Raw genomic sequence first — 25,923 nt, 5'->3', positions numbered from 1 at the left:
GGCTTTTCCTCCACGCGTGCGGACGTGAGGGTGGAAACGCTTCGCGGTTTTCCACCCTACGGACAGGGCGGTCGCACGGTGGAAATCACCGAAGGCGTTTCCACGTATTTTCAGCCAGTAGCGCGGGTGCATCCCGCATGAATGAATTGGCGGGGCTGCACCCGCCCGACGGAGCAGATCGATGAGCGGACCGGAACGCATCACCCTGGCCATGACCGGCGCGTCCGGCGCGCAATACGGCCTGCGCCTGCTCGATTGCCTGGTGCAGGAAGATCGCGAGGTGCATTTCCTCATCTCCAAGGCGGCGCAGCTGGTAATGGCCACCGAGACCGACGTGACGCTGCCGGCCAAGCCCCAAGCGATGCAGGCGTTTCTGTCGGAATACACCGGTGCGGCCGCCGGGCAGATCCGTGTGTTCGCCAAGGAGGACTGGATGGCGCCACCGGCTTCCGGTTCCGGCGCGCCGACCGCGATGGTGGTGGTGCCCTGTTCCACCGGAACCCTGTCGGCCATCGCCACCGGTGCCTGCAACAACCTCATCGAGCGCGCGTCGGATGTGGCCCTCAAGGAGCGCCGCCAGTTGATCCTGGTGCCGCGCGAGGCGCCGTATTCGAGCATCCACCTGGAAAACATGCTCAAGCTGTCGAACCTTGGCGCGGTGATCCTCCCGGCGTCGCCCGGCTTCTATCACCAGCCGCAGACGCTGGACGACCTGATCGACTTCGTCGTGGCGCGCATCCTCAACCTGCTCAACATCCCCCAGGACATGCTGCCGCGTTGGGGCGAGCATCACCTGGTCAGTGACGAGTAGCCGCAAAGGCGCGAATGAAGGGCGCCGGCCGTATTGGCGGGTCGGTGCGGTCGCTTTGCGGTGGAGCCTCGTGTGAAGGCTCAGGCGAGTGCTGCGACTCGACTGCTTGATCGGACGAGGCCTCCCGCAGTCGTGGGAGCGGTCGGGGACGCCCAGTCTTGACCGCGAGCGGGCCTCCAGATAGCCATGGTCGCGACCTGACACCACGCACCATCACCGCTCAAGCCGGCATGCAATATGACATGCGCGCCCGGTGCAGTGCGCCAAGGGCGGTGGTCCATAGAAGGCAGTCGGATACCAAGCACCGTCGGCACCCCGCAACCCGAGCATCACCATCGGAGGCAGCACATGCAACGATTCCCATGGATCGCAGTGGCCCTCACCTCATCGCTGTTGCTCAACGGCTGCGCCACCGTGCGTACCCTGGATGCATCGAAGCCGGGGGCGCCGCTCGTGTATGCCGGCACCCGGCTGGACTGGTACTCGCTCCATGGCGGCTGTTGCCCACTGGATCGCTTCGGAGCCGAGGCCCCGCGCCACGCGGCGTTCGACCTGCCGGGCAGCCTGCTGCTCGACACCCTGTTGTTGCCATTCTCATTGGCGGCCGTGCTGGGGCTGGGGCTCAACGTGCAGGGCGGTCGTTGAGCCCGCCGAGGCAGCCTGGACCCGGTCAGGGCCTGACCCGTCGGGTAGACCCGGTCAGGCTAGACGGGCGTGAGCGGTGGCTCGCCAGCGAAATGGCGGTCGATGTTCTGCAGGAACAGCTGGATCGATTGCTCCAGCGCCTGGGGTGAGCGCCCGCCGACATGGGGTGTGAGGATCAGGTTGTCCAGGTGTAGCAGCGCCTGTGGCGGTTCCGGTTCGCTTTCGTAGACATCCAGTGCCGCCCCGGCGATCTGCTTTTCTTCCAGCGCGTGAGCCAGCGCCGCGGTGTCGACGACGCTACCGCGCGCGACGTTCACCAAGTAACCCTCCGGCCCCAGGGCTTGCAGCACCGAGGCATCGACCATGTGGTGCGTGGCGGCGCCGCCGGGAATCGCCACGACCAGGCAATCGCACCAGTGCGCGAGTTCGTGCACGTCGGCGAAGTAGCGGTACGCGTAGTCGTTACGGGCGCGGCGGCTGTGGTAGCCGACGCTCATGTCGAACGCCGTGGCGCGGCGTGCCAGCTGCTCGCCGATGCTGCCCAGGCCCAAGATGCCCAGCCGCTTGCCGGTCACGCCATCCTGCATCGGCAGGGCGTCGCGCCAGACGCCCTCGCGGCAGAGTCGATCGAGCCGGTTGAGATCGCGGATCACCGCGAGCAGCAGCGCCATGGCGTGGTCGGCGACGCAGGCGGCGTTGCTGCCGGCGCCGTTGGCAATGACGATGCCCCGCGCTCGAGCGGCGTCCAGGTCGATCTTCTCGTAGCCCACGCCCAGCGCGGCGACGAAAGAGAGCTGCGGCATCCGCTCGATTTCATCGGCACTCAGTCCGATGGTGCCGATGGTCAGCACTGCCTGGATCGTTGCGCCGTGCTCGATCACCGCTTTATCGCGGCTGGCGGCGTCCGGTGCGTAGAGCGTGTCGTAGCCTTGGCTGATGCGCTCGAGGCTGTCGGCGGAAAGGGGCGCGAGAATCAGCAGCTGCGGTTTCATGCAAGGTCCTCGGAGCTAGGGTCGGCTGCGCTTTCGCGCTGAAGTTCTTCGAGTAGCAGCTGTGCGGGGGGCGCAAGGCTGGCGCCGCTGCGGGTCACCACCCCGTAGGGTTCGCTGCGTGACTGCAGCGTCAGGGGGAGGCGGCGGATCATGCCGAAGCCTTCGCTGAACTGGGCGACATCACGCGGCATCAAGGCCACCAGTTCGCGGTCTTCGCGCAACAGGCTGAGGGTGGTGAAGGTGGAGGCCGTTTCCAGCGGGTAGCGTGGAAATTCCAGGCCGGCCTGGCTGAACTCGCGCTCGAGCAACAGGCGCATCGGCATGTTGGTCGGGAAGATCACCCAGCGGTAACCCTGCAGCTGGCCCAGTTCCAACTGGGCGCTGCCCGCCAGCGGATGCTCGGGATGGGCGACCAGCACCACCGGCTCCTCGTGCAGGCTGACGCAGGTATAGGCGTCGGGCCTGCGGCTGACACTGTTGCGGCAGATGGCCAGATCCAGCCGGCCCTGATCGATCAGCCCGAGCAGGCGCGCGCTGGTGTCTTCGATGATCTCCACCGACAGCTCCGGTTGCTTGGCTCGAAGCCGGGTGAGTCCGCGCATCAGCAGCGGTACCGCGCCCATGATGATGCCGACCGCGAGGCGCCCACCGAAGCCCTGGCTGATGCCAACCATTTCTTCGCGCAGATGGGCGAGGTCGCTATGGATCAGTCGCGCGTAGCGGATCACGCAACGTCCCAGGTCGTTGGCCACCAGGCCCTGGCTGGTGCGGGTGAAGAGCGGGGTGCCGAAGGTGCTTTCGATCTCGTGCAGCGCCTTGGTCGCGCCCGGCTGGCTGATGGCGACCTGCTCTGCGGCGCGATGCAGCGAGCCCTGCTCGTCGAGGGCGATGAGCAACCGCAACTGCTTGATGCGCAGCCGTGAAGCGATGGTGGTAAGCGGTGCGATCATGGGATAAGCGCCAGTTATCGCTCAATCAACAGCTGTCATTAGGCAGCAACGACCCCGATTTTTAAAGTGGCCCCTGCGGTTGTTGTCCAGGCGAGGCGTTTGCACAGGGTTTAGATCAAGGTCGCCGCATTTGACAGTCAATCATATGATGATTAGCCTCAAATGCAGTGCCGTCAGGCGGAACCTTAGAGGTGCGGATGTCCAGCAGTTTTCATGCAGCGACCGTGGATCGCCTAGGCTTGTTGATCGCCTCGGGCGCCGTGGCGGCCGGGCAGACCCTCAAGGTCGAAGCGGTGCTCTGCGAAGAGCTGGGCGTGAGCCGGACGGTGGTCCGCGAGGCGATCAAGACGCTGGTGGCCAAGGGCATGCTCGACGTGGGGCCCAAGGTAGGTACCCGGGTGCTGCCGGTGCGCAGCTGGAACCTGTTCGACCCGCAGGTCGTGGGTTGGCTGGCGGCCAAGGGACTGCCGGAAAACTTCGTGATGGACCTGCTGGATCTGCGCCGCAGTATCGAACCAATGGCGGTGCGCTGGGCCTGCGAGCGCGCCACGCCGGCGCAGATCGAGGAGATCCAGGAGGCCTATCGGATGCTTGAGGCTTCGCTGGGTGACAAGGGCGACTACAACCTGGCCGATCGCCGGTTTCACGAGGCGGTGCTGGCGGCCAGCCACAACCAGTTCATCGAGCAGATGCTGCCGGCACTCGGCGCGCTGCTGGCGGTGTCCTTCGAGGTGTCCTCCACGGTGCCCGAGGAATTGGGCAAGACCCTGCCACTGCACAAGGATCTGGCCGATGCGATCGCGACACGAGACGCGGCACGCGGGGTCTGGGCCTGCATGAGTCTGATCGAGCGGGCGGCGGTGACCATCGCCCAGTTTTACCCGGAGCTGGTTGCACAGCGCCGCGAATGAACAGAACAACAATAAATCGGAGGCCGCTATGCAATGGCTGCCCGTGTCGGAACACCGCTTCACGTTGGCCGAAGGTCCCTTCTGGGACGGCCCGCAACAGGCTCTGTATTGGGTCGATATCGCCGCACACCTGGCTTGCCGGCTGACCGAGGGTCGGTTCGAGCAATGGCGATTTCACGAGCCGATCTCCGCGTTCATTCCGACCGACCGCGGCGATGCGCTCGTCACGCTGGCCAGCGGCGTTTACCGCTTCGATCCCGGCGTCAATGCCGAAACGCCAGCGCTCACTCCACTCTGCGTGCCGGACCGCACGGTCGGCAACCGCGCCAACGAGGCGCGCTGCGACAGATACGGACGGCTGTGGTTGGGCAGCATGCAGAACAACCTGGATCCTCAAGGCGGCGATCTGCCGATCACCCGCCGCTCGGGCGGGCTTTTCCGGATCGACGCCGACGCTTCGGTCACGCAGTTGGCCAGCGATTTCGGCATCGTCAACACGCTGCTCTGGAGCGAGACGTCGGCGCATCTCTATTGTGCTGACACGCTCGATGGCGTCATCTACCGATACCCGATTCAGGCGGACGGCGCCCTCGGTGCGCGCGAAGTCTGGGTGGCCGAGCACCCGCGCGGCGCACCGGACGGTTCCGCGCTCGATGCCGAGGGTTTCGTCTGGAATGCCCGTTGGGGCGGCCATTGCCTGCTGAGGTTCGCGCCGGACGGCAGCCTCGATCGGGTGGTCGAGCTGCCGGTCAGTCAGCCCACCAGTTGCGTCTTCGGCGGTCGCGATCTTGACCAGCTGTTCGTCACCAGTGCGGCGGTTCCGGGCAGCGACAACCCTCTGGATGGCGCCGTGCTGGTGGCCGATGTCGGCGTGGTTGGCACGCCCTGTACCCGTTTCGCCGGCTGATTTCCCTTCCCGTGTGCCGGCCCGTTCGGTGCACCCCGTTAGTCTCAGGAGCGTACCGAAAATGGCGACACCTCTTTCTTTACCCCCGGTCCCCGAGCCGCTGCGTGGCGAACGTCTGAAGGACAAGGTGGTGGTGATCACGGGCGGTGCCCAAGGCATCGGCGAGGCGATCGTGGCGTGCTTTCAGGCTCAGCAGGCCCGCGTGGTGGTCGGCGACATCCAGGGCGAGAAGGTCGAGCGGGTCGCCGCCGGCTGGCGCGAGCGGGGTGGGGAGGTCTGGGCAATGCAGGCCGATGTCACCCAGCCGGCCCAGCTAGAGTCGCTGATCGGCATGGCCATCGAGCGTTACGGTCGTGTCGATGTGCTGGTCAACTGCGCCGGGGTCAACGTGTTCCGTGACCCGCTCGAGATGACCGACGAGGATTGGCGCCGTTGCTTCGCCATCGATCTGGATGGCGTCTGGTACGGCTGCAAGGCGGCGCTGCCGCACATGCTCGAGCGCGGTGTTGGCAACATCATCAACATCGCCTCGGTGCACTCGACCAACATCATTCCCGGCTGCTTTCCCTATCCGGTGGCCAAGCACGGCCTGTTGGGGCTGACCCGGGCGCTGGGCATCGAGTACGCGCCCAAGGGCATCCGGGTCAACGCCATCGCGCCCGGCTACATCGAAACCCAGCTCAACATCGACTACTGGAACGGCTTCGACGACCCCCATGTCGAGCGCCAGCGTGCGCTGGATATGCATCCGCCCAGGCGCATCGGGCAGCCGATCGAAGTGGCGATGACGGCGCTGTTCCTGGCCACCGACGAAGCCCCATTCATCAACGCATCCTGCATCACCATCGACGGTGGCCGCTCGGTGATGTACCACGAGTGACACTACGTTACGTTGCGCCATTGATAATATGATATGACTTAATGAATGACGCCGTTGCCACTCGGCGACGCGCGCCAAATCGCTGGACGCTGTAGCTATTCAATAAAAATAAGGAGGTAGCTATGTTTCGTCGCCATGGGATCCGCTCCCTGTGCTTTGCCGCACTGACCGCTGGCGCGGTCGGCTTTTCCAGCCTGTCCTCTGCCGAAGAGGTGAAGATCGGCTTCCTGGTCAAGCAGCCCGAAGAACCCTGGTTCCAGACCGAATGGGCCTTCGCCGAGAAGGCCGGCAAGGAGCACGGTTTCACCGTGCTGAAGATCGCCGTGCCGGACGGCGAGAAAACCCTGGCCGCCATCGACAGCCTGGCCGCCAACGGCGCCAAGGGCTTCGTCATCTGCCCGCCCGACGTGGCGCTCGGCCCGGCCATCGTCGCCAAGGCCAAGCTCAACGACCTCAAGGTCATGGCCGTCGACGATCGTTTCGTCGATGCCAAGGGCGAGTTCATGGAAGAGGTCCCCTATCTCGGCATGGCGGCCTTCGAGGTCGGCCAGAAGCAGGGCGCGGCGATGGCCGAGGAGGCGAAGAAGCGCGGCTGGGACTGGGGCGAAACCTATGCGGTGGTCAACACCTACAACGAGCTCGATACCGGTAAGAGACGCACGGACGGATCGGTGGATGCGCTGAAGAAGGCCGGCTTCCCCGAGGACCACATCTTGTTCACCGCGCAGAAGACCCTCGACGTGCCGGGCAGCATGGACGCGACCAACTCGGCCCTGGTCAAGCTGCCGCGCGGCGCGAAGAACCTGATCATCGGCGGCATGAACGACAACACCGTGCTCGGCGGCGTGCGCGCGACCGAGAGTGCGGGTTTCAAAGCCGAGAACGTGATCGGCATCGGCATCAACGGCACCGATGCCATCGGCGAGCTTAAAAAGCCCAACAGCGGTTTCTTCGGCTCGATGCTGCCCAGCCCCCACATCGAGGGCTACGAAACCGCGCGGATGATGTTCGAGTGGGTCACTACCGGCAAGGAGCCGCCCAAGTACACCGCCATGGACGAAGTCACCCTGATTACCCGTGAGAACTTCCAGCAGGAGCTGGAAAAGATCGGCCTCTGGAACTGAGGTCGGTGCGCTCCCGGATGGCCTGAAAAGGCCTGGATCAGATACCTCGCCCATCGGGCGAGGGGTGGAGGCAGCATGTTCGAGCAAGTCAAAGCGGGCGACAGCCTGCGCTTCAATGCCATCGGCAAGAATTTTCCGGGCGTGCGTGCGTTGTCGGACATCAGCTTCGTCGCCCGGCCCGGCACCGTGCACGCGCTGATGGGCGAGAACGGCGCCGGCAAGTCGACGCTGCTGAAGATCCTCGGCGGCGCCTATGCGCCGAGCAGCGGCAACCTGCAGATCGGCGAGCGCACCATGGCCTTCAAATCGGCCGGCGAGAGCATTGCCAGCGGTATTGCAGTGATCCATCAGGAGCTGCATCTGGTGCCGGAAATGACCGTGGCCGAGAACCTGTTGCTCGGCCACATGCCGGCGCGTTTCGGGTTGGTCAACCGGCGCGCCATGCAGCGTCAGGCGCGCGAGCTGCTCAAGGGGCTGGCCGATGAGATCGACCCCGGCACCCGGCTCGGCAGCTTGTCGCTTGGGCAGCGGCAGCTGGTCGAAATCGCCAAGGCGATGTCGCGCAACGCCCATGTGATCGCCTTCGACGAACCCACCAGCAGCCTGTCCTCACGCGAGATCGAGCGGCTGATGGCGATCATCGCCAGGCTGCGCGACGAGGGGCGGGTGGTGCTCTACGTCTCGCACCGGATGGAAGAGATCTTCCGCATCTGCGACGCCGTCACTGTCTTCAAGGACGGCCGCTTCGTGCGCACCTTCGATCAGATGAGCGAGCTCACCCATGATCAGCTGGTGACCTGCATGGTCGGCCGGGATATCCAGGACATCTACAACTACCGCCCCCGCGAACACCAGGGCGAAGCGCTGCGGGTGGAAGGCCTGCTCGGTCACGGCCTGCAGGAGCCGGTGAGCTTTTCGGTCAGCCGTGGCGAGGTGCTCGGCTTCTTCGGCCTGGTCGGCGCCGGGCGTACCGAGCTGCTGCGCCTGCTCGCCGGGCTCGCCTCCCACAAGGCCGGCACGCTCGCGCTCGAAGGCAAGGCGCTGGCACTGCGCTCGCCACGCGACGCCATCGAGGCCGGCATCCTGCTCTGCCCGGAAGATCGCAAGAAGGAGGGCATCGTGCCGCTGGCCAGCGTCGCGGAGAACATCAACATCGGCGCGCGCCGGCGCAACGCCCGCATGGGCTGCCTGGTGCAAGGGCGCTGGGAGCGCGACAACGCCGAACGGCAGATCCGCGCTCTGAACATCAAGACCCCTTCGCCCGAACAGCAGATCATGTTTCTCTCCGGTGGCAACCAGCAGAAAGTCATCCTCGGCCGCTGGCTCTCGATGGAGATGAAGGTGCTGTTGCTCGATGAGCCGACCCGGGGCATCGACATCGGCGCCAAGGCCGAGATCTACCAGATCATCCACAACCTCGCCGCCAGCGGCATCGCGGTGATCGTGGTTTCCAGCGACCTGATGGAAGTGATCGGCATCTCCGACCGCATCCTGGTGATGAGCGAGGGCGCCATTACCGGTGAAGTCCCGCGCGAGCAGGCCGAAGAGTCCCGCCTGTTGCAACTGGCACTCCCGCGTACGCGCGGCTGAACGACAAGAACGAGGTGCTTTATGTCCGCTCAACAAAACGCCCTGGCCGCGCCACGGCAGGGTCTGAACATGCGCCGCTTTCTCGATGACTGGGTGATGCTGCTGGCGGCGCTGGGCATCTTCGCGCTGTCGGCGCTGTTCATCGACAACTTCCTCTCGCCGCTGAACATGCGCGGACTGGGGCTGGCGATTTCCACCGTGGGCATCGCCGCCTGCACCATGCTGTTCTGCCTGGCGTCAGGGCATTTCGATCTCTCGGTGGGGTCGGTGATCGCCTGCGCCGGGGTGGTCGCGGCGGTGGTGATGCGCGATACCGAAAGCGTGATGCTTGGCGTCGCTGCGGCGCTCGCCATGGGGCTGGTGGTCGGGCTGATCAACGGTATCGTCATCGCCAAGCTGCGCATCAACGCCCTGATCACGACGCTGGCGACGATGCAGATCGTCCGCGGGCTGGCCTATATCTTCTCCAACGGCAAGGCGGTCGGAGTGATGCAGGAAGACTTCTTCATCTTCGGCAACGGCCAGCTGTTCGGCGTGCCGGTGCCGATCCTGATCACCATCGCTTGCTTCATCTTCTTCGGCTGGTTGCTCAACTACACCACCTACGGGCGCAACACCATGGCCATCGGTGGCAACCAGGAAGCCGCGCTGCTGGCCGGGGTCAACGTCGACCGGACCAAGATCATCATCTTCGCGGTTCACGGCCTGGTCGGTGCGCTGGCCGGTGTGGTGCTGGCCTCGCGGATGACCTCGGGCCAGCCGATGATCGGCCAGGGTTTCGAGCTGACGGTGATTTCCGCCTGCGTACTCGGCGGCGTCTCCCTCAGCGGCGGCATCGGCATGATCCGTCATGTGATCGCCGGGGTGCTGATCCTCGCGATCATCGAGAACGCGATGAACCTGAAGAACATCGACACCTTCTACCAGTACGTCATCCGCGGGACCATCCTGCTGCTGGCGGTGATCATCGATCGGCTCAAGCAGCGCTGATACCGCCGCGCCGCCGAGACGGCGCCTGGAGACTGCCTCGTGAAGACAGAACTGATCGCGCTGGACTGGGGCACCAGTTCCTTGCGCGCATATCGGCTGGGTGCGGCTGCCCAGCTGATCGAGGAGCGCAGCCTGGCGCTCGGCATCATGCAGCTGGACGGCAGCGATGCCGGCTTCGAGCGGGCGCTGCAACAGGCCTGCGGGGATTGGCAGGAGGCCGACCCACATGTGCCTCTGATCGCCTGCGGCATGGTTGGCAGCGTCCAGGGCTGGCGTGAGGCCGCCTATGTCGAGGCGCCACTGACTGCTGCGGACCTCGGCGCCGCGTTGCGGCCGGTCGAGCGCACCGATGGCATGCCGCTGTGGCTAGTACCAGGGGTGATTCAACGCGGCGCGCTGCCCAACGTGATGCGCGGCGAGGAAACCCAGGTGTTCGGTCTGCTCGAAGAACATTCGCAGGACCAGGGCTCGCTGCTGATCGGTTTGCCCGGCAGCCACAGCAAATGGGTCACGGTCGAGCAGGGGCAGCTCAGTCGCTTTCACACGTTCATGACCGGCGAGGTCTACAGCGCCTTGCTCGCCCATACGATCCTCGGTCGCACGGCGGTCATGAGGGATGCCTTCGACGCCCAGGCGTTCGAGCGCGGCCTGCGGGTGGCGCAGTCGAGCGACGGGCTGGGCGGGCCGCTGTCGACCATCTTCAGCAGCCGCACGCTGGTGCTCACCGGTGCCCTGAGCGGCGAGGCGCAGCCCGATTACCTCTCCGGGCTGCTGATCGGTCATGAGCTGATGGCGATGCGCACGCTGTGCCACGCGTCGGCGGATCAGCCCATCGTGCTGATCGGCAACGGCGCGCTCTGCTCGCGTTATCTCTGGGCGCTGGAGCACTGCGGTTTCGAGTCGCTGCGCTTTGCTCCGCAAGCCACCGTGACGGGGCTGTGGAAGATCGCTGTCGGCGCCGGGTTGGTTGGCGCCTCGTCAGGGAGCAGCGCTCATGTTTGACACGGCTCTGGCCCGCAACGGGCTGATCGCCATCCTGCGCGGTATCGCACCCGACGAGGCCGAGGCGATCGGCCAGGCGCTGTACGCGGCGGGTATACGCATCGTCGAAGTCCCGCTCAATTCGCCCCAGCCGCTGCGCAGCATCGAAACCCTGCGCCGGACCCTGCCCGAGGATTGCCTGGTCGGTGCCGGTACGGTGCTCCACGCGCAGCAGGTGCAGCACCTCAAGGATGCGGGGGGGCAGCTGGTGGTCATGCCCCATTGCGATGCAACGGTCATACAGGCGGCCGTAGCGGCTGGCCTGTCATGCGCGCCGGGCGTGGCGACTCCGAGCGAGGCCTTCGCGGCGCTGGCTGCAGGCGCCGATGCCTTGAAAATCTTCCCCGCCGAGCAGATAGGCCCCGGTGCGCTCAAGGCCTGGCTGACTGTCCTGCCGGAGGACACTGCGCTGCTGCCGGTCGGCGGTATCACACCCGAACGGATGGCGCCGTATCTCGCCGCAGGCGCGGTCGGTTTTGGCCTTGGCGGCGCGCTCTACCGTCCGGGCATGTCGTCCGCCGAGGTCGGACGCCTGGCGCAGACCTTCATCCAAGCTCGCCACATGACGGCGGGCTGATCGCAACCCTCGAGAGAACGACGATGAAAATCACTCGCCTGACCACCCACGTGGTGCCGCCGCGCTGGCTGTTTTTGAAGATCGAAACCGACGAGGGCATCGCTGGCTGGGGCGAGCCCGTGGTCGAGGGCAGGGCGCACAGCGTCGCTGCCGTGGTGCAGGAATTGGCCGACTACCTGGTCGGCCGCGATCCGCGAAACATCGAGGACCTCTGGACGATGATGTACCGCGGCGGTTTTTACCGCGGCGGGCCAATCCACATGAGCGCCGTGGCCGGCATCGACCAGGCGCTATGGGACATCAAGGGCAAGGCGCTGGGCGTGTCGGTCAGCGAGCTGCTGGGTGGGCGCGTGCGCGAGCGGATCCGGGTGTATTCCTGGATCGGCGGCGATCGCCCGGCCGACACCGCCAATGCCGCGCGTGAGGCGGTGGCGCGCGGTTTCAGCGCGGTGAAGATGAACGCCAGCGAAGAAATGCAGTTCGTCGACAGCCACGCCAAGGTCGATGCGGTGCTGGCGAACATGGCCGCCGTGCGCGACGCGGTGGGCAGAGACATTGGCATCGGCGTGGACTTCCACGGCCGGGTACACAAGCCCATGGCCAAGATCCTGATCAAGGAACTCGAACCCTATCGGCCGATGTTCATCGAGGAGCCAGTGCTGAGCGAAAACTACGAGGCGCTCAAGGAGCTGGCGCCGCTTTCCTGTGCCCCCATCGCGCTGGGCGAGCGGCTCTACTCGCGCTGGGACTTCAAGCGCATCCTCGCCGAGGGCTATGTCGACATCATCCAGCCCGACACCTCCCACGCAGGCGGCATCACCGAGACGCGCAAGATCGCGACCATGGCCGAGGCCTACGATGTCGCCCTGGCGCTGCATTGCCCGCTCGGCCCGATTGCGCTGGCGGCCTGCCTGCAGCTCGACGGCGTCTGCTACAACGCGTTCATTCAGGAGCAGAGCCTCGGCATTCATTACAACCAGGGCAGCGACCTGCTGGACTACCTCGCCAACCCCGACGTATTCCATTATCAGGACGGCTTCGTCGCGATCCCGAACGGGCCGGGGCTGGGCATCGAGGTGAACGAGGAGTTCGTCATCGAGCAGGCCCGCATCGGGCACCGCTGGCGCAACCCGATCTGGCGCCATGCCGATGGCAGCCTGGCGGAGTGGTGAGTCGGGCAGCCCTGCGGCTGATCGCCGCCGGGATGTCAGCGCTCGGCGCCGTCAGGGCGTCGGGAAGCGGTACAGCGTGGTCTGGGTGTAGGTTTGCCCCGGATTCAGCCGTGTGCTGGCGAAGTCGGGTTGGTTGGGTGCATCCGGGAAGTGCTGGGTCTCGAGGGTAAAGGCGCTCCAGTGCGGGTAGGTCTTGCCGCCCTTGCCCTTGATGCTGCCGTCGAGGAAGTTGCTGGTGTAGAGCTGCACGCCCGGCTCGGTGGTGTACATCAACAGCCTTCGCCCTGACGCCGGGTCATGCACCTCGGCGGCGAGCTTGCTCACATCGCCCTCGGTATCGAGCACCCAGTTGAAGTCGAAGCCGCCCTGCTCGGGCTCGGCGAATTTCAGCTGCGGATGGTCGTCGCGGATATGGGCGCCAAAGGCGGTGGGCGTGAGAAAGTCCATCGGGGTGCCTTTCACCTCGGGCAGCTCGCCGGTGGGAATCAGCTTCTCGGTCACCGGCGTATAGCGCGAGGCATGCAGTGTGGCGACCTGCTCCAGGATGCTTGGGCTGCCGGCACCGGACAGGTTGAAATAGCTGTGGTTGGTCAGGTTCAGCACCGTCGGCTTGTCGGTGGTGGCGTGGTACTGGATGCGCAAGGTGTTGTCGTCGTCCAGGCTGTAGGTCACCCGGGTGGTCAGGGTACCGGGAAAGCCCATTTCGCCGTCCGGCGAGACGTAGGTCAGCTCGACGCCGACCCGGCCGTCCTGGTCGGCCTGCCGAGCCTCCCATACGCGCTTGTCGAAGCCCTGCGGCCCGCCGTGCAGCGCGTTGTTGCCGTCGTTCTGCGGAACCTGATAGGTGGTGCCGTCGAGCTCGAAGCGGCCGTTGGCCAGACGATTGCCGAAGCGGCCGATGGTCGCGCCGAAATAGACGTTGCCGTTCTCGACGTAGCCGGCCACATCGTCGAAGCCGAGCACGATATCGTCGAGCTTGCCGTTCTTGTCCGGCACCTTCAGCGATTGCAGGATGCCGCCGTAGGTAATGACTACCGCCTCGACGCCATGGCTGTTCTTCAGGGTGAATTTCTCCACCGCCTGGCCGTCGGGCGTCTGGCCGAAGGCGCCGCGCTCATTGGACAGGCCGGCGGCCTGGGCAGATAAGTTGATCATCAGTGCAAGTCCGATACCGCTGAGAAGGGGTGCCGCTTTCATCTTGACCACCGTTTGCGTTGTTGTTTTCGTGGAGGATCGTCGCGCGCCCGTTCGATGACGGACGGGGCGGACCTGGGTGGCCGGACGGCGGATCCGGCCTGTGCTGCTCAGTGGGAGTGCCTGGGGACTTCAGCGCCGCGGCAGCCCACCAGAAAGTCGAAATCGCAGCCTTGATCGGCCTGCAGTACGTGGTCCACATAGAGGCGCCGATAGCCGCCGTCCCAGAGCAGACCTTGCGGCGGTTGCCAATCGGCCAGGCGACGGGCGAGCTCTTCATCGTCGATGTCCAGGTGCAGCCGCCCGGCGTTGCAGTCCAGTTCGATCATGTCGCCGTTGCGCACCACCGCCAGCGGGCCGCCCGCCGCGGCTTCCGGCGCCACGTGGAGTACCACGGTGCCGTAGGCGGTGCCACTCATGCGCGCATCGGAAATGCGCACCATGTCGGTGATGCCCTTGGCCAGCACCTTCGGCGGCAGGCCCATGTTGCCGACCTCGGCCATGCCGGGATAACCCTTGGGCCCGCAGTTCTTCATTACCAGTACGCAGGTTTCGTCGACGTCCAGATCGGGATCGGCGATGCGCGCCTTGTAGTCGTCGAAGTCCTCGAACACCACAGCCCGGCCACGATGGATCATCAGCTCCGGGGTTGCGGCGGACGGCTTGAGCACCGCGCCGGCCGGTGCCAGGTTGCCGCGCAGCACGCAGATACCACCGTCGGCCCGCAGCGGGTTGTCCAGCGTGCGGATGACCTCGTCTGTGCCGTAGATCGGCGCCAGGGCGCAGTTCTCCCAGAGCGATTTGCCGTTGACGGTGAGCGCCTCGGGATTGGGCAGCAGGTCGTGCTCGCCCAGCCGGCGGATCACGGCAGGCAACCCACCCGCGTAGTAGAACTCTTCCATGAGGAAGCGCCCGGACGGTTGCAGGTCGACCAGGGTCGGCATGCCGCGGCCGATGCGGGTCCAGTCGTCCAGCTCGAGCTCGACGCCGATGCGCCCGGCGATCGCCTTCAGATGAATGACCGCATTGGTCGAGCCGCCGATGGCCGCGTTGACCCGGATGGCGTTCTCGAAGGCCTGCTTGGTCAGCACCTTGGACAGGCGCAGATCTTCCCAGACCATTTCCACGATGCGCATGCCGGACAGGTGCGCGAGCACGTAGCGGCGCGAATCCACGGCCGGGATCGCTGCGTTGTGAGGGAGCGAGGTACCCAGTGCTTCGGCCATGCAGGCCATGGTGGAGGCGGTGCCCATGGTGTTGCAGGTGCCGGCCGAGCGCGACATGCCGGCCTCGGCCGAGAGGAACTCGTCGAGGCTGATCAGTCCACCCTTATAGGCCTCGTGCATCTGCCAGACGATGGTCCCGGCGCCGATGTCGCGGCCGTTGTGCTTGCCGTTGAGCATCGGCCCGCCGGTGACCACGATGGCCGGCACGTCGCAACTGGCCGCGCCCATCAAGAGCGCGGGGGTGGTCTTGTCGCAGCCGGTGAGCAGCACCACGGCGTCCACCGGGTTGCCGCGGATCGACTCTTCGACGTCCATGCTGGCGAGGTTGCGGGTCAGCATGGCGGTGGGGCGCAGATTCGACTCGCCGCTGGAAAACACCGGAAACTCCACCGGAAAGCCCCCTGCCTCCAGCACACCCTTCTTCACGTGCTCGGCGATCTTGCGAAAGTGCGCGTTGCACGGAGTGAGTTCCGACCAGGTGTTGCAGATACCGATGATCGGCTTGCCGTCAAATTCGTGGTCGGGGATACCCTGGTTCTTCATCCAGCTGCGGTACATGAAGCCGTTCTTGTCGGTGGTGCCGAACCACTGCGCGGAGCGCAAGGGGCGCTTGTCGGTCATGGGATTTCCTGCCGGTCGGCGGGCGGTCCAGACACGTCCGGGCCTGGGCCTCCCTTTTGTTTTTATAGGCGTGCGCGCGACGCGCTCGATAAACGCTAGACAGTCGAGCCATCATCAACAAATATCCGATTCCGCCTTCCACATATACGAATGGGTATGTTGATGAAGCCACTGGCACAGAACTGGTTCGTGCGGGTCCGTCTCAAGAGCCGGCACATTCCGTTGCTGGTGGGGCTGGGGGACACCTTGAACCTCAACCGTGCGGCCGAGGGGTTGGGCATCTCGCAGCCGGCAGCCTCCAAGCTGCTCAAGGAACTGGAAGAAGGGCTGGGCGTGACGCTGTTCGAGCGCCACGCGCGCGGCGTGGTGCCGACCGAATACGGCGAGGCGTTGATCCGCCACGCGCGGCGCATGCTGACCAGTCTGGACGAAGCCTTCGCCGAGGTCAGCGCCTTGCGGGACGGGCACCGAGGGCAGGTGGCGTTTGGCACCATACTGACGCCCTGTGCGGACCTTTTGCCGGCCGTCATTCGCAACGCGAGGCAGGCCTATCCGACGCTGGAAATCAGCGTGCGGACCGGTTCGAGCCGCGACCTGATGGCCGACCTCGAGGCCGGCGAGCTGGATTTTCTGGTGGCGCGGTTCTTCGCCCAGAGCCAGCACGTCGGCCTGCGCTTCGAGCCGCTGCACAACGAGCGCCTCTGCGTGTGTGCCCGGCCCGGACGGGCGGCGGGGCGTTGGTCGCTCGAGCGGCTGCGGCAGGCCGACTGGGTGCTGCCGCCGTCGGGCAGCGTGCTGCGTCAGGAGTTCGATGACCTGTTTCGCAGGGTTGGCTTGTCGCCGCCGGGGCGGGTGGTCAATGCCGAGAACCTGCTGATGGTGACCACCCTGCTGGAGAGCTGCGACATGCTCACGGTGCTGCCCCGCGATGTGCTGGCCCACTACGCTCGCTATGGCATGCTCGAGGCGGTGGCGCTGGAGGAGGGCATCGAGGAGGCGCTCAATCGCAACCTGATGGCGTACGGCATCATCACCCAGGATGAGGCACTGCTTTCGCCCGCGGCGAGGGCGGTACTTGGGTTGCTCAGGCAGACCGCCGGAGTGGGGCGCTAGCTGGCGCGCTGCGCGTCGTGCTGCGCCAGCGCCCAGTCGACGTGTTCGCGCACCAGCGCCGAGGGGTGTTCGCGTCGCGACTGCAGCGCCTCGAGCACCGGAATCGTCGATGGCGCATTGCCGAGCCCTACCGCGAGGTTGCGCAACCAGCGCTCATAGCCGGCGCGGCGCAGCGGCGAGCCTTCGGTGCGGCTGAGAAATTCCTCCTCGCTCCAGCGGAACAGTTCGGCCAACTCGACATTGTCCAGGCTGTGGCGCGGCTGGAAGTCCGGCTGTTCGGTGGGGCGGGCGAAGCGGTTCCACGGGCAGACGATCTGGCAGTCGTCGCAACCGAACACGCGATTGCCGATTTTCGCGCGCAGTTCGACCGGTATCGGTCCCTTGTGCTCGATGGTCAGGTAGGAAATGCAGCGGCGCGCGTCCAGCAGTTGAGGCCCGACGAAGGCGTCGGTCGGACAGACGTCCAGACAGGCGCTGCAACTGCCGCAGTGGCTGGTCTCCTGTGGCGCGTCCACCGGCAGTGGGATATCGACGAACAGCTCGCCAAGAAAGAACCAGCTCCCGGCTTTACGGTTGAGCACCAGGGTGTTCTTGCCGATCCAGCCGAGGCCTGCCTGCTGGGCGACGGCCTTTTCCAGCACCGGCGCGCTGTCGACGAAGGCGCGGTAGCCGAACGGCCCGACCCGTTCCTCGATGCGTTCGGCCAGTTGCTGCAGGCGCTTGCGGATCAGCTTGTGGTAGTCGCGGCCAAGGGCATAACGCGATACGTAGGCCCGCTCGGGTTCGCCGAGCCTTTCGGTCATCCGGGTGTCGCCCGGAAGATAGTCCATGCGCAGGGAGATCACGCGCAGCGTGCCGGGCACCAATTCGGCCGGTCGGGAACGCTTGCTGCCGTGAGCGGCCATATAGTCCATCTCGCCCTGGTAGCCGGCCTCGAGCCAACGTTGCAGGTGCGCCTCGTGCTCGCCCAGGTCGATGCCGGTGATGCCGACCTGCTGAAAGCCCAGCTCGCGTCCCCATTGCTTGATGGTATCGGCGAGTTCGGTGGTATCGAGCGTGGCGGTGGACATCGGCTACGGCGGCTGGCGAGGCGGGGGCGTATAATTCTGCCAGACAATCCCATGTGATGATCCATGCCACTGATGAACGACCCACTTCCCCGTGCCCTTTACTCGGCCAGCCAGGTCCGCGACCTCGACGCTCGCCTGATTGCGGCCGGCACGCCTGGCTTCGAGCTGATGCACCGCGCCGCCCACGCCGCCTGGCGCGCGCTGCGCAGACGCTGGCCCGAGGCCGCCGAGCTTACGGTGCTGGCCGGTCATGGCAACAACGCCGGTGACGGTTACCTGATGGCGGCACTGGCGCGCAAGGCGGGCTGGCAGGTCAAGGTGCTGGCGGTCGGCGAGCCGACGGCGTTGCGGGCAGACGCGGCGCAGGCGCTGGTCGAGGCACGGGCCGCTGGGGTCGATATCGAACCCTGGTCGATTACGGCACCGTTGCAGGGCGTGCTGGTGGACGCACTGCTGGGCACCGGCGCGCGGGGCGAGGTGCGCGAGCCCTACGCGAGTGCCATCGCGGCGATCAATGCCAGCGGCCAGCCGGTGTTGGCAGTGGATTTGCCGTCCGGGCTGTGCGCCGACACCGGGCGGGTCCTCGGCGTTGCGGTACGGGCCGATCTCTGCGTGACCTTCATCGGGCTCAAGCTCGGACTGCTGACCGGCGAAGGCCCTGCGCTGACCGGTGAACTGGTGTTCGACGAGCTGCAGGCCGGCGCCGAGATTCTGGCCCAGGTGACATCGTCCGCACAGCGGCTGGCCGGAGAGCAATTGCCGACCCTCGCCCCGCGCTCGCGCACCGCCCACAAAGGCAGCTTCGGCCAGGTGCTGGTCATCGGCGGTGATCTGGGCACCGGAGGCGCCGCACTGCTGGCCTCCGAGGCTGCGTTGCGCAGCGGTGCCGGCATGGTCAGCCTGGCGACCCGGCCGGAGCACGTCGTTGCCTCGCTGGTGCGCCAGCCTGAGGTGATGTGCAGCGGCGTGGAGTCCACCTATGGCCTGGGGGCGCTGATCGAGCGCGCCGATGTGCTGGTGATCGGCCCAGGTCTCGGCCAGGCGCCCTGGGGGCGAAGCCTGCTGTCGATCACCGGCCAGTGCGAAATGCCCCAGGTGTGGGACGCCGATGCGCTGAACCTGCTGGCTGCTGGCGCAGTGGAGCTGCCGCAGCGCTGCGTGATCACGCCGCATCCTGGCGAGGCGGCGCGCCTGCTCGGTTGGTCCACGGCAGAGGTACAGGCCGATCGCCCAGCGGCGGTGCGCGCCCTGGCCGAGCGCTATCGTTGCGTCGCGCTGCTCAAGGGCGCCGGTACCCTGATCGCCGATGCTGAAGGTCGCCTGGCTCTTTGCGATCGCGGTCATCCAGCCATGGCTACGGCTGGCCTCGGCGATGTGCTGTCCGGCTTGATCGGGGCGTTGCTGGCGCAGCATCTGGCGCCCTTCGAGGCGGCCTGCCTTGCCGCCTGGCTGCACGCCCGGGCCGGCGAAAGGCTCGGCAGTCTCGGGCGCGGCCTGGCCGCCAGCGAGTTGATACCCGCCATCCGTCAAATCCTCGAGGAGCAGTCGCCATGCCTGAAGTAACTCTGTTGGCACCCGACGAAGCGGCGATGACGGCCCTGGGCGGGCGCATCGCCCACGCCACGGGCGGGCGCGGCGTCATCTACCTGCACGGTGATCTGGGTGCCGGAAAGACCACGCTGTCACGCGGTTTGGTGCAGGGGTTCGGCCATCAGGGCAAGGTCAAGAGCCCTACCTTCACACTGGTCGAGCCCTATGAGATCGGCGAGGTCAGGGTGTTCCACTTCGACCTTTATCGTCTGGTCGATCCGGAGGAGCTGGAGTTTCTCGGCATCCGCGATTACTTCGAAGGCGACGCCCTGACATTGGTCGAGTGGCCGGAGCGCGGGGCAGGCATTTTGCCAAAGGCCGATATGGACATTACCATTACGCCGCATGGGGCCGGCCGTTCGCTGCGCCTGTCGCCGCTCAGCGAGCGGGGCGAAGCCTGGTGCGCCGTCCTGACCATCGGAGAGTCATAACAAGCATGGGGTTGGGTATGCGCATACGCGCGCTGGTTACCGGATTGGTTTTACTGCTTGTGGCGGTCCAGACCTGGGCTGCGTCCGATGTGCAAAGCGTGCGCCTGTGGCGGGCTCCGGACAACACCCGGCTGGTCTTCGACCTCTCGGGGCCGGTGCAGCACAACGTCTTCACTCTCTCGGCGCCTGAGCGCATCGTCATCGACGTCAGCGGTGCCAACCTGACCACGTCGCTGGATCAGCTGCCTCTGAAAGACACCCCGATCACCGGCATGCGTTCGGCGCAGCGCTCGCCGGAAGAGCTGCGCGTAGTGATCGACCTGTCGTCCCAGGTCACGCCAAAGAGCTTCACGCTGCCCCCTAACCAACAGTATGGCCATCGCCTGGTCGTCGACCTGTTCGATCCGGGCGCGGCGCCGGTTACTGCCGATGTGCCAGCGAATACCGCGCCGAGCTCGCCCGTCGCCCCCGTCAGCCCGACCCTGCCGGCAGCCAAGTTGCCGATCGTGCCGAGCAGCAAACGCGACATCGTGATCGCCATCGACGCCGGCCACGGCGGTGAGGACCCGGGCGCCATCGGCCCCGGCAAGGTCTATGAAAAGCACGTGGTGCTGCAGATCGCCAAGGAGCTGCAACGCCAGATCAACGCCGAGAAAGGCTTCAAGGCCGAGCTGGTGCGCACCGGTGACTACTTCATTCCGCTGCGCAAACGCACGGAGATCGCCCGCAAGAAGGGCGCCGATCTGTTCGTGTCGGTTCATGCCGACGCGGCGCCGCGTTCGTCGGCCTACGGTGCCTCGGTGTTCGCGCTGTCCGACCGCGGCGCGACGTCGGAAACCGCGCGCTGGCTGGCCGACAGCGAAAACCGCTCCGACCTGATTGGCGGTGCTGGCAACGTCAGCCTCGGCGACAAGGACCAGATGCTCGCTGGCGTGCTGCTGGACCTGTCGATGACCGCCTCGCTGTCCTCGAGCCTGAACGTCGGGCAGAAGGTGCTCAGCAACATGGGACGCATCACGCCGCTGCACAAGAAGCGCGTCGAACAGGCCGGTTTCATGGTGTTGAAGTCGCCGGACATCCCATCGATCCTCGTCGAGACAGGCTTCATCTCCAACCCGTCCGAGGCGAAGAAGCTGCAGACTGCCGCCCACCAACAGGCCCTGGCCCGTTCGATCCGTAGCGGCGTGCAGCAGTTCTTCCAGGAAAACCCGCCGCCGGGAACCTACGTGGCCTGGCAGCGTGATTCGGGCAAGATCGTCCATGGCCCCCGGGAGCATGTGGTGCGCTCCGGCGAAAGCCTGGCGCTGCTCGCGCAACGCTATCAGATCAGCCTTGCGGCCCTGCGCAGCGCCAACAACCTCAGCGGCGACGTCATCAAGGTCGGCCAGACCCTGACGATTCCAGCGACGACGCTGGCCGCGCAACCATGAGCCAGATGCCGCGCATCCAGCTGCTCAATCCGCGGCTGGCAAACCAGATCGCCGCCGGGGAAGTGGTCGAACGCCCGGCCTCGGTGATCAAGGAGTTGCTGGAAAACAGCCTGGACTCCGGGGCGAGGCGCATCGAAATGGATGTCGAGCAGGGCGGCATCAAGCTGTTGCGGGTGCGCGACAACGGCAGCGGGATTCCGGCCGATGACCTGCCCCTGGCGCTTGCCCGTCATGCCACCAGCAAGATCCGCGACCTCGAAGACCTCGAGCGGGTGATGAGCCTCGGCTTTCGGGGCGAGGCGCTGGCGTCCATCAGCTCGGTCTCGCGCCTGACGCTGACCTCGCGCACCGCCGACGCCGAGCAGGCCTGGCAGGTCGAGACCGAGGGTCGTGACATGGACGCACGGGTGCAGCCTGCCGCGCACCCGGTCGGCACCTCGGTCGAGGTGCGCGACCTGTTCTTCAATACCCCGGCGCGGCGCAAGTTCCTGCGTACCGAGAAAACCGAATTCGATCACCTGCAGGAAGTCATCAAGCGGCTCGCGCTGGCTCGCTTCGACGTGGCCTTCCATCTGCGGCACAACGGCAAGGGCATCCTCGCGCTGCACGAGGCGGCGGACGATGCCTCGCGGGCGCGGCGCGTCGGTGCGGTGTGCGGCCCGGCCTTTCTCGAGCAGGCGCTGCCCATCGAGATCGAGCGCAACGGGTTGCGTCTGTGGGGCTGGGTCGGTTTGCCCACCTTCTCGCGCAGCCAGGCTGACCTGCAGTATTTCTACGTAAACGGCCGCATGGTGCGCGACAAGCTGGTCGCCCACGCCGTACGCCAGGCCTACCGCGACGTGCTGTTCAACGGCCGTCATCCGACCTTCGTGCTGTTTCTCGACGTCGACCCGGCGGTCGTGGACGTCAACGTGCACCCCACCAAGCATGAGGTGCGTTTCCGCGACAGCCGCATGGTCCATGATTTCCTCTATGGCACCCTGCATCGCGCGCTGGGCGACGTTCGTCCCGAAGATCAACTGGCCCCGCCAGCGGGTGCGCCTGTGGCGACGCCGTTGTCAGGTGCCGCGGCCGGCGAGTTCCGCGGCCAGAACGAGATGAGCCTGTCGGCCAGCGTGCTCGAGCGCCCGCTGCAGCAGGTCCCGGCCTGGCAAGGCGCCGGAGCTGGTTACCAGGCGCCGCGGCCGTCGCTCGGGCCGACCCAGGCCGCCGAGGTGCAGGGGGCCTATCGCGACTACTATGCGCCGCTCGCCGAGCCGGTCGGCCTGCCTGAAACCCAGGGCGACATTCCGCCGCTGGGCTATGCGGTCGCCCAGCTCAAGGGCGTCTACATCGTGGCGGAGAATGCCCAGGGCATGGTGCTGGTGGACATGCACGCGGCGCACGAGCGGATCACCTATGAGCGCCTGAAAACCGCGATGGCCAGCGAGGGGTTGCGCAGCCAACCGTTGCTGGTGCCGGAAAGCGTTGCGGTCAGCCAGCGTGAGGCGGACTGCGCCGAGGAGCACGGGCAGTGGTTCCAGAAGCTCGGCTTCGAGCTGCAGCGCCTGGGGCCGGAGTCGCTGGCGATCCGCCAGATACCCTCGCTGCTCAAGCAGGCGGTGGCCACCCAGCTGGTGCGCGACGTGCTGGCCGACCTGCTGGAATATGGCAGCAGCGATCGCATCCAGGCGCATCTCAACGAGCTGCTGGCGACCATGGCCTGCCATGGCGCCGTGCGGGCCAATCGCCGGTTGACCCTGCCGGAAATGAACGCGTTGCTACGCGACATGGAACACACCGAGCGCAGCGGGCAGTGCAATCATGGTCGTCCGACCTGGACCCAGATGGGCATGGACGATCTGGACAAGCTGTTTATGCGCGGTCGCTGACCGTCGCTGCGGAACTGGCCTCTTGCGACGTTCCGGGGCTGCCCTGAAACTATGCGGCCCCCTTGCCCGAGCCTTGAGATGCCCTCTTTGCCACCTGCGATTTTCCTCATGGGGCCGACCGCCTCCGGCAAGACGGACCTGGCGCTGGAACTCGCCCGCGTGCTCCCCTGCGAGCTGGTGAGCGTCGATTCGGCGCTGGTCTATCGCGGGATGGACATCGGCACAGCCAAGCCTTCCCCCAAGATCCTGGCGCGCTATCCGCATCGCCTGGTGGACATCCGCGATCCCGCGCAGAGTTATTCGGCAGCCGAATTCGTCGACGACGCGACGACCGTCATGCAGGAAATCACCGCCGCCGGGCGGATTCCGCTGCTGGTCGGCGGCACCATGCTCTATTACCGCGCGCTGCTCGACGGCCTGGCCCAGATGCCCGGTGCCGACCCGGCGGTTCGCGCCGACCTCGAAGCGCAGGCGGATGCCGAAGGGCTGGCCTCGCTGCATCGCCAGCTCGCCGAGATCGACCCGGAATCCGCTGCGCGCATTCATCCGAACGATCCGCAGCGGCTGGTCCGGGCGCTGGAGGTGTATCGTGTCAGCGGCCTGACGATGAGTGAGCACCTGGCCCGGCAGCGGTCGCAAAAAAGCGCCAGCGGCGAAGCAGGCGCGAATCTCTTCCCGTATACTGTGGCGCACCTCGCGATCGCGCCGGCGCAGCGCCAAACGTTGCACCAACGCATCGAGCGGCGTTTCGTGGGCATGGTTGAACAGGGATTCGTCGAAGAGGTCGAAGGCCTGTACGCCCGCGGTGATCTGCACCCCGGTCTGCCCTCCATCCGAGCGGTGGGCTACCGGCAGGTCTGGGATCATCTGGAGGGCAGGCTTTCCCGAGACGAGATGATCCAGCGCGGCATCATCGCCACCCGGCAACTGGCCAAACGGCAGTTCACCTGGTTGCGAAGCTGGGACGAAGTACACTGGTTGGACAGCCTGGCGTGCGACAATCTGCCGCGAGCATTGAAATACCTGCAATCGCTCACCATATTGAGCTGACACTGCAAAAACGACCGTCCATGTGGACGGCGATTCGGCCGGTTTTTCGGCCTCATATTACTAAGATCCTCTAAGGAGTGCGGCACATGTCAAAAGGGCATTCGCTACAAGACCCTTACCTCAACACCCTGCGTAAGGAACGCGTCCCGGTTTCGATCTACCTGGTCAACGGCATCAAGCTCCAGGGCCAGATCGAGTCCTTCGATCAGTTCGTCATCCTGCTGAAGAACACCGTCAGCCAGATGGTCTACAAGCACGCCATTTCCACTGTTGTCCCGAGCCGCCCGGTCCGTTTGCCGAGCGCTGGTGAAAACGACCAGGCCGACTCGGGAAGCGTCTGAGGCGGCGGTCTTGTTCTTCGAACGCCCCGGTGGAGGGGAACGGGCCATCCTGGTGCATCTGGAAGGCCAGGATCCTGCGGCGCGTGAAGATCCACAAGAGTTTCGCGAGCTGGCCCGATCCGCAGGTGCGGAGACGGTCGGTTTCGTCAACGTGGCCCGTCACCAGCCGTCCGCCAAGTTTCTGATAGGCAGCGGCAAGGTCGACGAGCTGCACGACCTCGTCAAGCAGGACGAGGCCGAGCTTGTGATCTTCAATCACACCCTCACGCCCAGCCAGGAGCGCAACCTTGAGCGCGCGCTCGAATGCCGTGTGCTCGATCGCACCGGCTTGATCCTGGATATCTTCGCGCAACGTGCACGTACCCACGAAGGCAAGCTGCAGGTCGAACTGGCCCAGCTCGAGCACATGAGTACGCGGTTGGTGCGCGGCTGGACGCACCTTGAGCGGCAGAAGGGCGGTATCGGCTTGCGTGGCCCTGGTGAAACTCAGCTCGAAACCGACCGGCGTCTGCTGCGCGTGCGTATCCGCCAGATCAAGCAGCGCCTGGAGAAGGTGCAGAGTCAGCGCGAGCAGGCTCGTCGTGGCCGCCGTCGCGCGGACATACCCTCGGTTTCGCTGGTCGGCTACACCAACGCCGGCAAGTCGACGTTGTTCAACGCCCTGACCGACGCCGAGGTCTACGCCGCCAACCAGCTGTTCGCTACCCTCGACCCGACTTTGCGCCGGCTCGAGTTGGAGGACCTGGGGCCGGTCGTACTGGCCGACACGGTGGGTTTCATCAGGCATCTGCCGCACAAGCTGGTCGAGTCGTTCCGCGCGACGCTGGAAGAGTCCAGCAACGCCGATCTGCTGCTGCACGTCATCGATGCGCACGAGCCCGAGCGCGAGCAGCAGATCGAGCAAGTCCTTGCGGTGCTGGCCGAGATTGGCGCCGAGACGTTGCCGATCCTCGAGGTCTATAACAAGGTCGATCTGATGGATGGGATCGAGCCGCAGATTCAGCGCGACGCGGATGGCAAGCCCGTGCGCGTCTGGGTATCGGCTCGGGATGGTCTGGGATTGGATCTGGTGCGTCAGGCTGTAGCCGAATTGCTCGGCAATGACCTTTTCATCGGAACGTTGCGTTTGCCGCAGCGGCTGGGACGCTTTAGAGCACAGCTGTTCGAGCTCAATTCGGTTCAGAGCGAAGATCACGACGAGCAGGGCGGCAGCGTCCTGGCTGTCCGTGTGCCGCGTGTGGAGCTGTATCGCCTCATTAGTCGCGAAGGCATGAAGCCTGCCGAGTTCCTCGAGCAACATACTTTGCAATAAAGCCCGCAAGCGCGGCTTTGCCGCTGCTTTCGGGCTTTCTGTAGCATTGGCGGGCGTGCCGTGGGCGCGTCTTTAGCTTTTTTT

At 65.7% G+C, this 25,923-nt stretch carries 24 protein-coding genes; 19 read left to right on the top strand and 5 right to left on the bottom strand.

What is annotated here, in order from left to right; translation table 11 throughout:
* Nucleotides 1–181 precede the first annotated feature (181 nt).
* Nucleotides 182–811 carry a flavin prenyltransferase UbiX gene (gene ubiX / locus G7026_RS19560; RefSeq protein ID WP_181072669.1) on the top strand — a complete coding sequence of 210 codons (630 nt, stop codon included), beginning with the start codon at nucleotides 182–184 and terminating at the stop codon, nucleotides 809–811.
* Between the two features lie 348 nt (nucleotides 812–1,159).
* The gene (locus G7026_RS19555) at nucleotides 1,160–1,456 is read left to right on the top strand and encodes a YceK/YidQ family lipoprotein (protein WP_181072668.1); all 297 of its coding nucleotides are present in this window, start codon (nucleotides 1,160–1,162) and stop codon (nucleotides 1,454–1,456) included.
* 59 nt (nucleotides 1,457–1,515) lie between these two features.
* Here G7026_RS19555 and G7026_RS19550 read toward each other — a convergent pair whose 3' ends face one another.
* The gene (locus G7026_RS19550; RefSeq protein WP_181072667.1) at nucleotides 1,516–2,448 is read right to left on the bottom strand and encodes a 2-hydroxyacid dehydrogenase; all 933 of its coding nucleotides are present in this window, start codon (nucleotides 2,446–2,448) and stop codon (nucleotides 1,516–1,518) included.
* A complete protein-coding gene (locus tag G7026_RS19545) occupies nucleotides 2,445–3,398 on the bottom strand; it encodes a LysR family transcriptional regulator (RefSeq protein WP_181072666.1) in 954 nt (317 codons plus the stop codon). The genes G7026_RS19550 and G7026_RS19545 overlap by 4 nt, the downstream gene beginning before the upstream one ends.
* A gap of 197 nt (nucleotides 3,399–3,595) precedes the next feature.
* Between G7026_RS19545 and G7026_RS19540 the strand changes: the two genes are divergently transcribed.
* From G7026_RS19540 to dgoD, 9 genes are all read left to right on the top strand, one after another.
* Nucleotides 3,596–4,309: a FadR/GntR family transcriptional regulator gene (locus tag G7026_RS19540; RefSeq protein WP_181072665.1), complete on the top strand. Its 714-nt coding sequence runs from the start codon at nucleotides 3,596–3,598 to the stop codon at nucleotides 4,307–4,309.
* 28 nt (nucleotides 4,310–4,337) lie between these two features.
* Entirely contained in the window at nucleotides 4,338–5,216 is an 879-nt protein-coding gene (locus G7026_RS19535) for an SMP-30/gluconolactonase/LRE family protein (protein ID WP_181072664.1), read from the top strand.
* Nucleotides 5,217–5,277: 61 nt separating this feature from the next.
* Complete coding sequence (locus G7026_RS19530; protein WP_181072663.1) at nucleotides 5,278–6,096, top strand: SDR family oxidoreductase; 819 nt, start codon at nucleotides 5,278–5,280, stop codon at nucleotides 6,094–6,096.
* Between the two features lie 122 nt (nucleotides 6,097–6,218).
* Complete coding sequence (locus G7026_RS19525; RefSeq protein ID WP_181072662.1) at nucleotides 6,219–7,220, top strand: substrate-binding domain-containing protein; 1,002 nt, start codon at nucleotides 6,219–6,221, stop codon at nucleotides 7,218–7,220.
* Nucleotides 7,221–7,295: 75 nt separating this feature from the next.
* A complete protein-coding gene (gene araG / locus G7026_RS19520; protein ID WP_181072661.1) occupies nucleotides 7,296–8,810 on the top strand; it encodes an L-arabinose ABC transporter ATP-binding protein AraG in 1,515 nt (504 codons plus the stop codon).
* 21 nt (nucleotides 8,811–8,831) lie between these two features.
* A complete protein-coding gene (araH, locus tag G7026_RS19515) occupies nucleotides 8,832–9,800 on the top strand; it encodes an L-arabinose ABC transporter permease AraH (RefSeq protein ID WP_181072659.1) in 969 nt (322 codons plus the stop codon).
* A 39-nt stretch (nucleotides 9,801–9,839) separates the two neighbouring features.
* Nucleotides 9,840–10,802, top strand: a complete 963-nt coding sequence (locus G7026_RS19510) for a 2-dehydro-3-deoxygalactonokinase (protein ID WP_181072657.1) — start codon at nucleotides 9,840–9,842, stop codon at nucleotides 10,800–10,802.
* On the top strand, nucleotides 10,795–11,418 hold the full coding sequence (locus G7026_RS19505) for a 2-dehydro-3-deoxy-6-phosphogalactonate aldolase (RefSeq protein WP_181072655.1): 624 nt from the start codon (nucleotides 10,795–10,797) through the stop codon (nucleotides 11,416–11,418). The genes G7026_RS19510 and G7026_RS19505 overlap by 8 nt, the downstream gene beginning before the upstream one ends.
* A 23-nt stretch (nucleotides 11,419–11,441) precedes the next feature.
* The gene (gene dgoD, locus G7026_RS19500; protein WP_181072653.1) at nucleotides 11,442–12,590 is read left to right on the top strand and encodes a galactonate dehydratase; all 1,149 of its coding nucleotides are present in this window, start codon (nucleotides 11,442–11,444) and stop codon (nucleotides 12,588–12,590) included.
* A gap of 51 nt (nucleotides 12,591–12,641) precedes the next feature.
* On the opposite strand, the gene G7026_RS19495 is transcribed toward dgoD, so the two are convergent.
* The gene (locus G7026_RS19495) at nucleotides 12,642–13,787 is read right to left on the bottom strand and encodes an aldose epimerase family protein (RefSeq protein ID WP_181072652.1); all 1,146 of its coding nucleotides are present in this window, start codon (nucleotides 13,785–13,787) and stop codon (nucleotides 12,642–12,644) included.
* Between the two features lie 107 nt (nucleotides 13,788–13,894).
* The gene (locus tag G7026_RS19490; protein WP_181072650.1) at nucleotides 13,895–15,631 is read right to left on the bottom strand and encodes an IlvD/Edd family dehydratase; all 1,737 of its coding nucleotides are present in this window, start codon (nucleotides 15,629–15,631) and stop codon (nucleotides 13,895–13,897) included.
* 156 nt (nucleotides 15,632–15,787) lie between these two features.
* On the opposite strand from G7026_RS19490, the gene G7026_RS19485 reads away from it, so the two are divergent.
* Entirely contained in the window at nucleotides 15,788–16,744 is a 957-nt protein-coding gene (locus tag G7026_RS19485; RefSeq protein WP_258190362.1) for a LysR substrate-binding domain-containing protein, read from the top strand.
* Here G7026_RS19485 and queG read toward each other — a convergent pair.
* Nucleotides 16,741–17,814, bottom strand: a complete 1,074-nt coding sequence (gene queG / locus G7026_RS19480) for a tRNA epoxyqueuosine(34) reductase QueG (protein ID WP_181072648.1) — start codon at nucleotides 17,812–17,814, stop codon at nucleotides 16,741–16,743. The genes G7026_RS19485 and queG overlap by 4 nt on opposite strands.
* A gap of 72 nt (nucleotides 17,815–17,886) precedes the next feature.
* Between queG and G7026_RS19475 the strand changes: the two genes are divergently transcribed.
* From G7026_RS19475 to hflX, 7 genes are all read left to right on the top strand, one after another.
* Entirely contained in the window at nucleotides 17,887–19,377 is a 1,491-nt protein-coding gene (locus tag G7026_RS19475; RefSeq protein ID WP_181072762.1) for an NAD(P)H-hydrate dehydratase, read from the top strand.
* Complete coding sequence (gene tsaE, locus G7026_RS19470) at nucleotides 19,365–19,835, top strand: tRNA (adenosine(37)-N6)-threonylcarbamoyltransferase complex ATPase subunit type 1 TsaE (RefSeq protein ID WP_181072646.1); 471 nt, start codon at nucleotides 19,365–19,367, stop codon at nucleotides 19,833–19,835. The genes G7026_RS19475 and tsaE overlap by 13 nt, the downstream gene beginning before the upstream one ends.
* Before the next feature lie 5 nt (nucleotides 19,836–19,840).
* Nucleotides 19,841–21,265, top strand: coding sequence for an N-acetylmuramoyl-L-alanine amidase (locus G7026_RS19465; RefSeq protein ID WP_219858511.1), 1,425 nt, complete (start codon nucleotides 19,841–19,843; stop codon nucleotides 21,263–21,265).
* Nucleotides 21,262–23,136, top strand: coding sequence for a DNA mismatch repair endonuclease MutL (gene mutL / locus G7026_RS19460; protein WP_181072642.1), 1,875 nt, complete (start codon nucleotides 21,262–21,264; stop codon nucleotides 23,134–23,136). The genes G7026_RS19465 and mutL overlap by 4 nt, the downstream gene beginning before the upstream one ends.
* 78 nt (nucleotides 23,137–23,214) lie before the next feature.
* Complete coding sequence (gene miaA / locus G7026_RS19455) at nucleotides 23,215–24,186, top strand: tRNA (adenosine(37)-N6)-dimethylallyltransferase MiaA (RefSeq protein WP_181072640.1); 972 nt, start codon at nucleotides 23,215–23,217, stop codon at nucleotides 24,184–24,186.
* 86 nt (nucleotides 24,187–24,272) lie between these two features.
* The gene (gene hfq / locus G7026_RS19450) at nucleotides 24,273–24,527 is read left to right on the top strand and encodes an RNA chaperone Hfq (RefSeq protein WP_181072638.1); all 255 of its coding nucleotides are present in this window, start codon (nucleotides 24,273–24,275) and stop codon (nucleotides 24,525–24,527) included.
* Nucleotides 24,528–24,537: 10 nt separating this feature from the next.
* A complete protein-coding gene (hflX, locus tag G7026_RS19445) occupies nucleotides 24,538–25,839 on the top strand; it encodes a ribosome rescue GTPase HflX (protein WP_181072636.1) in 1,302 nt (433 codons plus the stop codon).
* Nucleotides 25,840–25,923: the final 84 nt, after the last annotated feature.

This window comes from Stutzerimonas azotifigens (assembly GCF_013522725.1).
In the GTDB taxonomy this organism is placed as follows: domain Bacteria; phylum Pseudomonadota; class Gammaproteobacteria; order Pseudomonadales; family Pseudomonadaceae; genus Stutzerimonas; species Stutzerimonas azotifigens_A.
Note: the sequence above shows the minus strand (reverse complement) of the source record. Positions and strands in the feature narration are given on the sequence as shown.

Bases quoted from the DNA above. Each gene is read 5' to 3' on its own strand.
- queG (WP_181072648.1), bottom strand. From the start codon at position 17,814: ATGTCCACCGCCACGCTCGATACCACCGAACTCGCCGATACCATCAAG.
- G7026_RS19495 (WP_181072652.1), bottom strand. From the start codon at position 13,787: ATGAAAGCGGCACCCCTTCTCAGCGGTATCGGACTTGCACTGATGATC.
- G7026_RS19535 (WP_181072664.1), top strand. From the start codon at position 4,338: ATGCAATGGCTGCCCGTGTCGGAACACCGCTTCACGTTGGCCGAAGGT.
- ubiX (WP_181072669.1), top strand. From the start codon at position 182: ATGAGCGGACCGGAACGCATCACCCTGGCCATGACCGGCGCGTCCGGC.
- araG (WP_181072661.1), top strand. From the start codon at position 7,296: ATGTTCGAGCAAGTCAAAGCGGGCGACAGCCTGCGCTTCAATGCCATC.
- G7026_RS19465 (WP_219858511.1), top strand. From the start codon at position 19,841: ATGGGGTTGGGTATGCGCATACGCGCGCTGGTTACCGGATTGGTTTTA.
- mutL (WP_181072642.1), top strand. From the start codon at position 21,262: ATGAGCCAGATGCCGCGCATCCAGCTGCTCAATCCGCGGCTGGCAAAC.
- G7026_RS19525 (WP_181072662.1), top strand. From the start codon at position 6,219: ATGTTTCGTCGCCATGGGATCCGCTCCCTGTGCTTTGCCGCACTGACC.
- G7026_RS19545 (WP_181072666.1), bottom strand. From the start codon at position 3,398: ATGATCGCACCGCTTACCACCATCGCTTCACGGCTGCGCATCAAGCAG.
- G7026_RS19490 (WP_181072650.1), bottom strand. From the start codon at position 15,631: ATGACCGACAAGCGCCCCTTGCGCTCCGCGCAGTGGTTCGGCACCACC.
- G7026_RS19530 (WP_181072663.1), top strand. From the start codon at position 5,278: ATGGCGACACCTCTTTCTTTACCCCCGGTCCCCGAGCCGCTGCGTGGC.
- tsaE (WP_181072646.1), top strand. From the start codon at position 19,365: ATGCCTGAAGTAACTCTGTTGGCACCCGACGAAGCGGCGATGACGGCC.
- G7026_RS19485 (WP_258190362.1), top strand. From the start codon at position 15,788: ATGTTGATGAAGCCACTGGCACAGAACTGGTTCGTGCGGGTCCGTCTC.
- G7026_RS19505 (WP_181072655.1), top strand. From the start codon at position 10,795: ATGTTTGACACGGCTCTGGCCCGCAACGGGCTGATCGCCATCCTGCGC.
- hfq (WP_181072638.1), top strand. From the start codon at position 24,273: ATGTCAAAAGGGCATTCGCTACAAGACCCTTACCTCAACACCCTGCGT.
- G7026_RS19475 (WP_181072762.1), top strand. From the start codon at position 17,887: ATGAACGACCCACTTCCCCGTGCCCTTTACTCGGCCAGCCAGGTCCGC.
- araH (WP_181072659.1), top strand. From the start codon at position 8,832: ATGTCCGCTCAACAAAACGCCCTGGCCGCGCCACGGCAGGGTCTGAAC.
- dgoD (WP_181072653.1), top strand. From the start codon at position 11,442: ATGAAAATCACTCGCCTGACCACCCACGTGGTGCCGCCGCGCTGGCTG.
- G7026_RS19550 (WP_181072667.1), bottom strand. From the start codon at position 2,448: ATGAAACCGCAGCTGCTGATTCTCGCGCCCCTTTCCGCCGACAGCCTC.
- G7026_RS19555 (WP_181072668.1), top strand. From the start codon at position 1,160: ATGCAACGATTCCCATGGATCGCAGTGGCCCTCACCTCATCGCTGTTG.
- miaA (WP_181072640.1), top strand. From the start codon at position 23,215: ATGCCCTCTTTGCCACCTGCGATTTTCCTCATGGGGCCGACCGCCTCC.
- G7026_RS19540 (WP_181072665.1), top strand. From the start codon at position 3,596: ATGTCCAGCAGTTTTCATGCAGCGACCGTGGATCGCCTAGGCTTGTTG.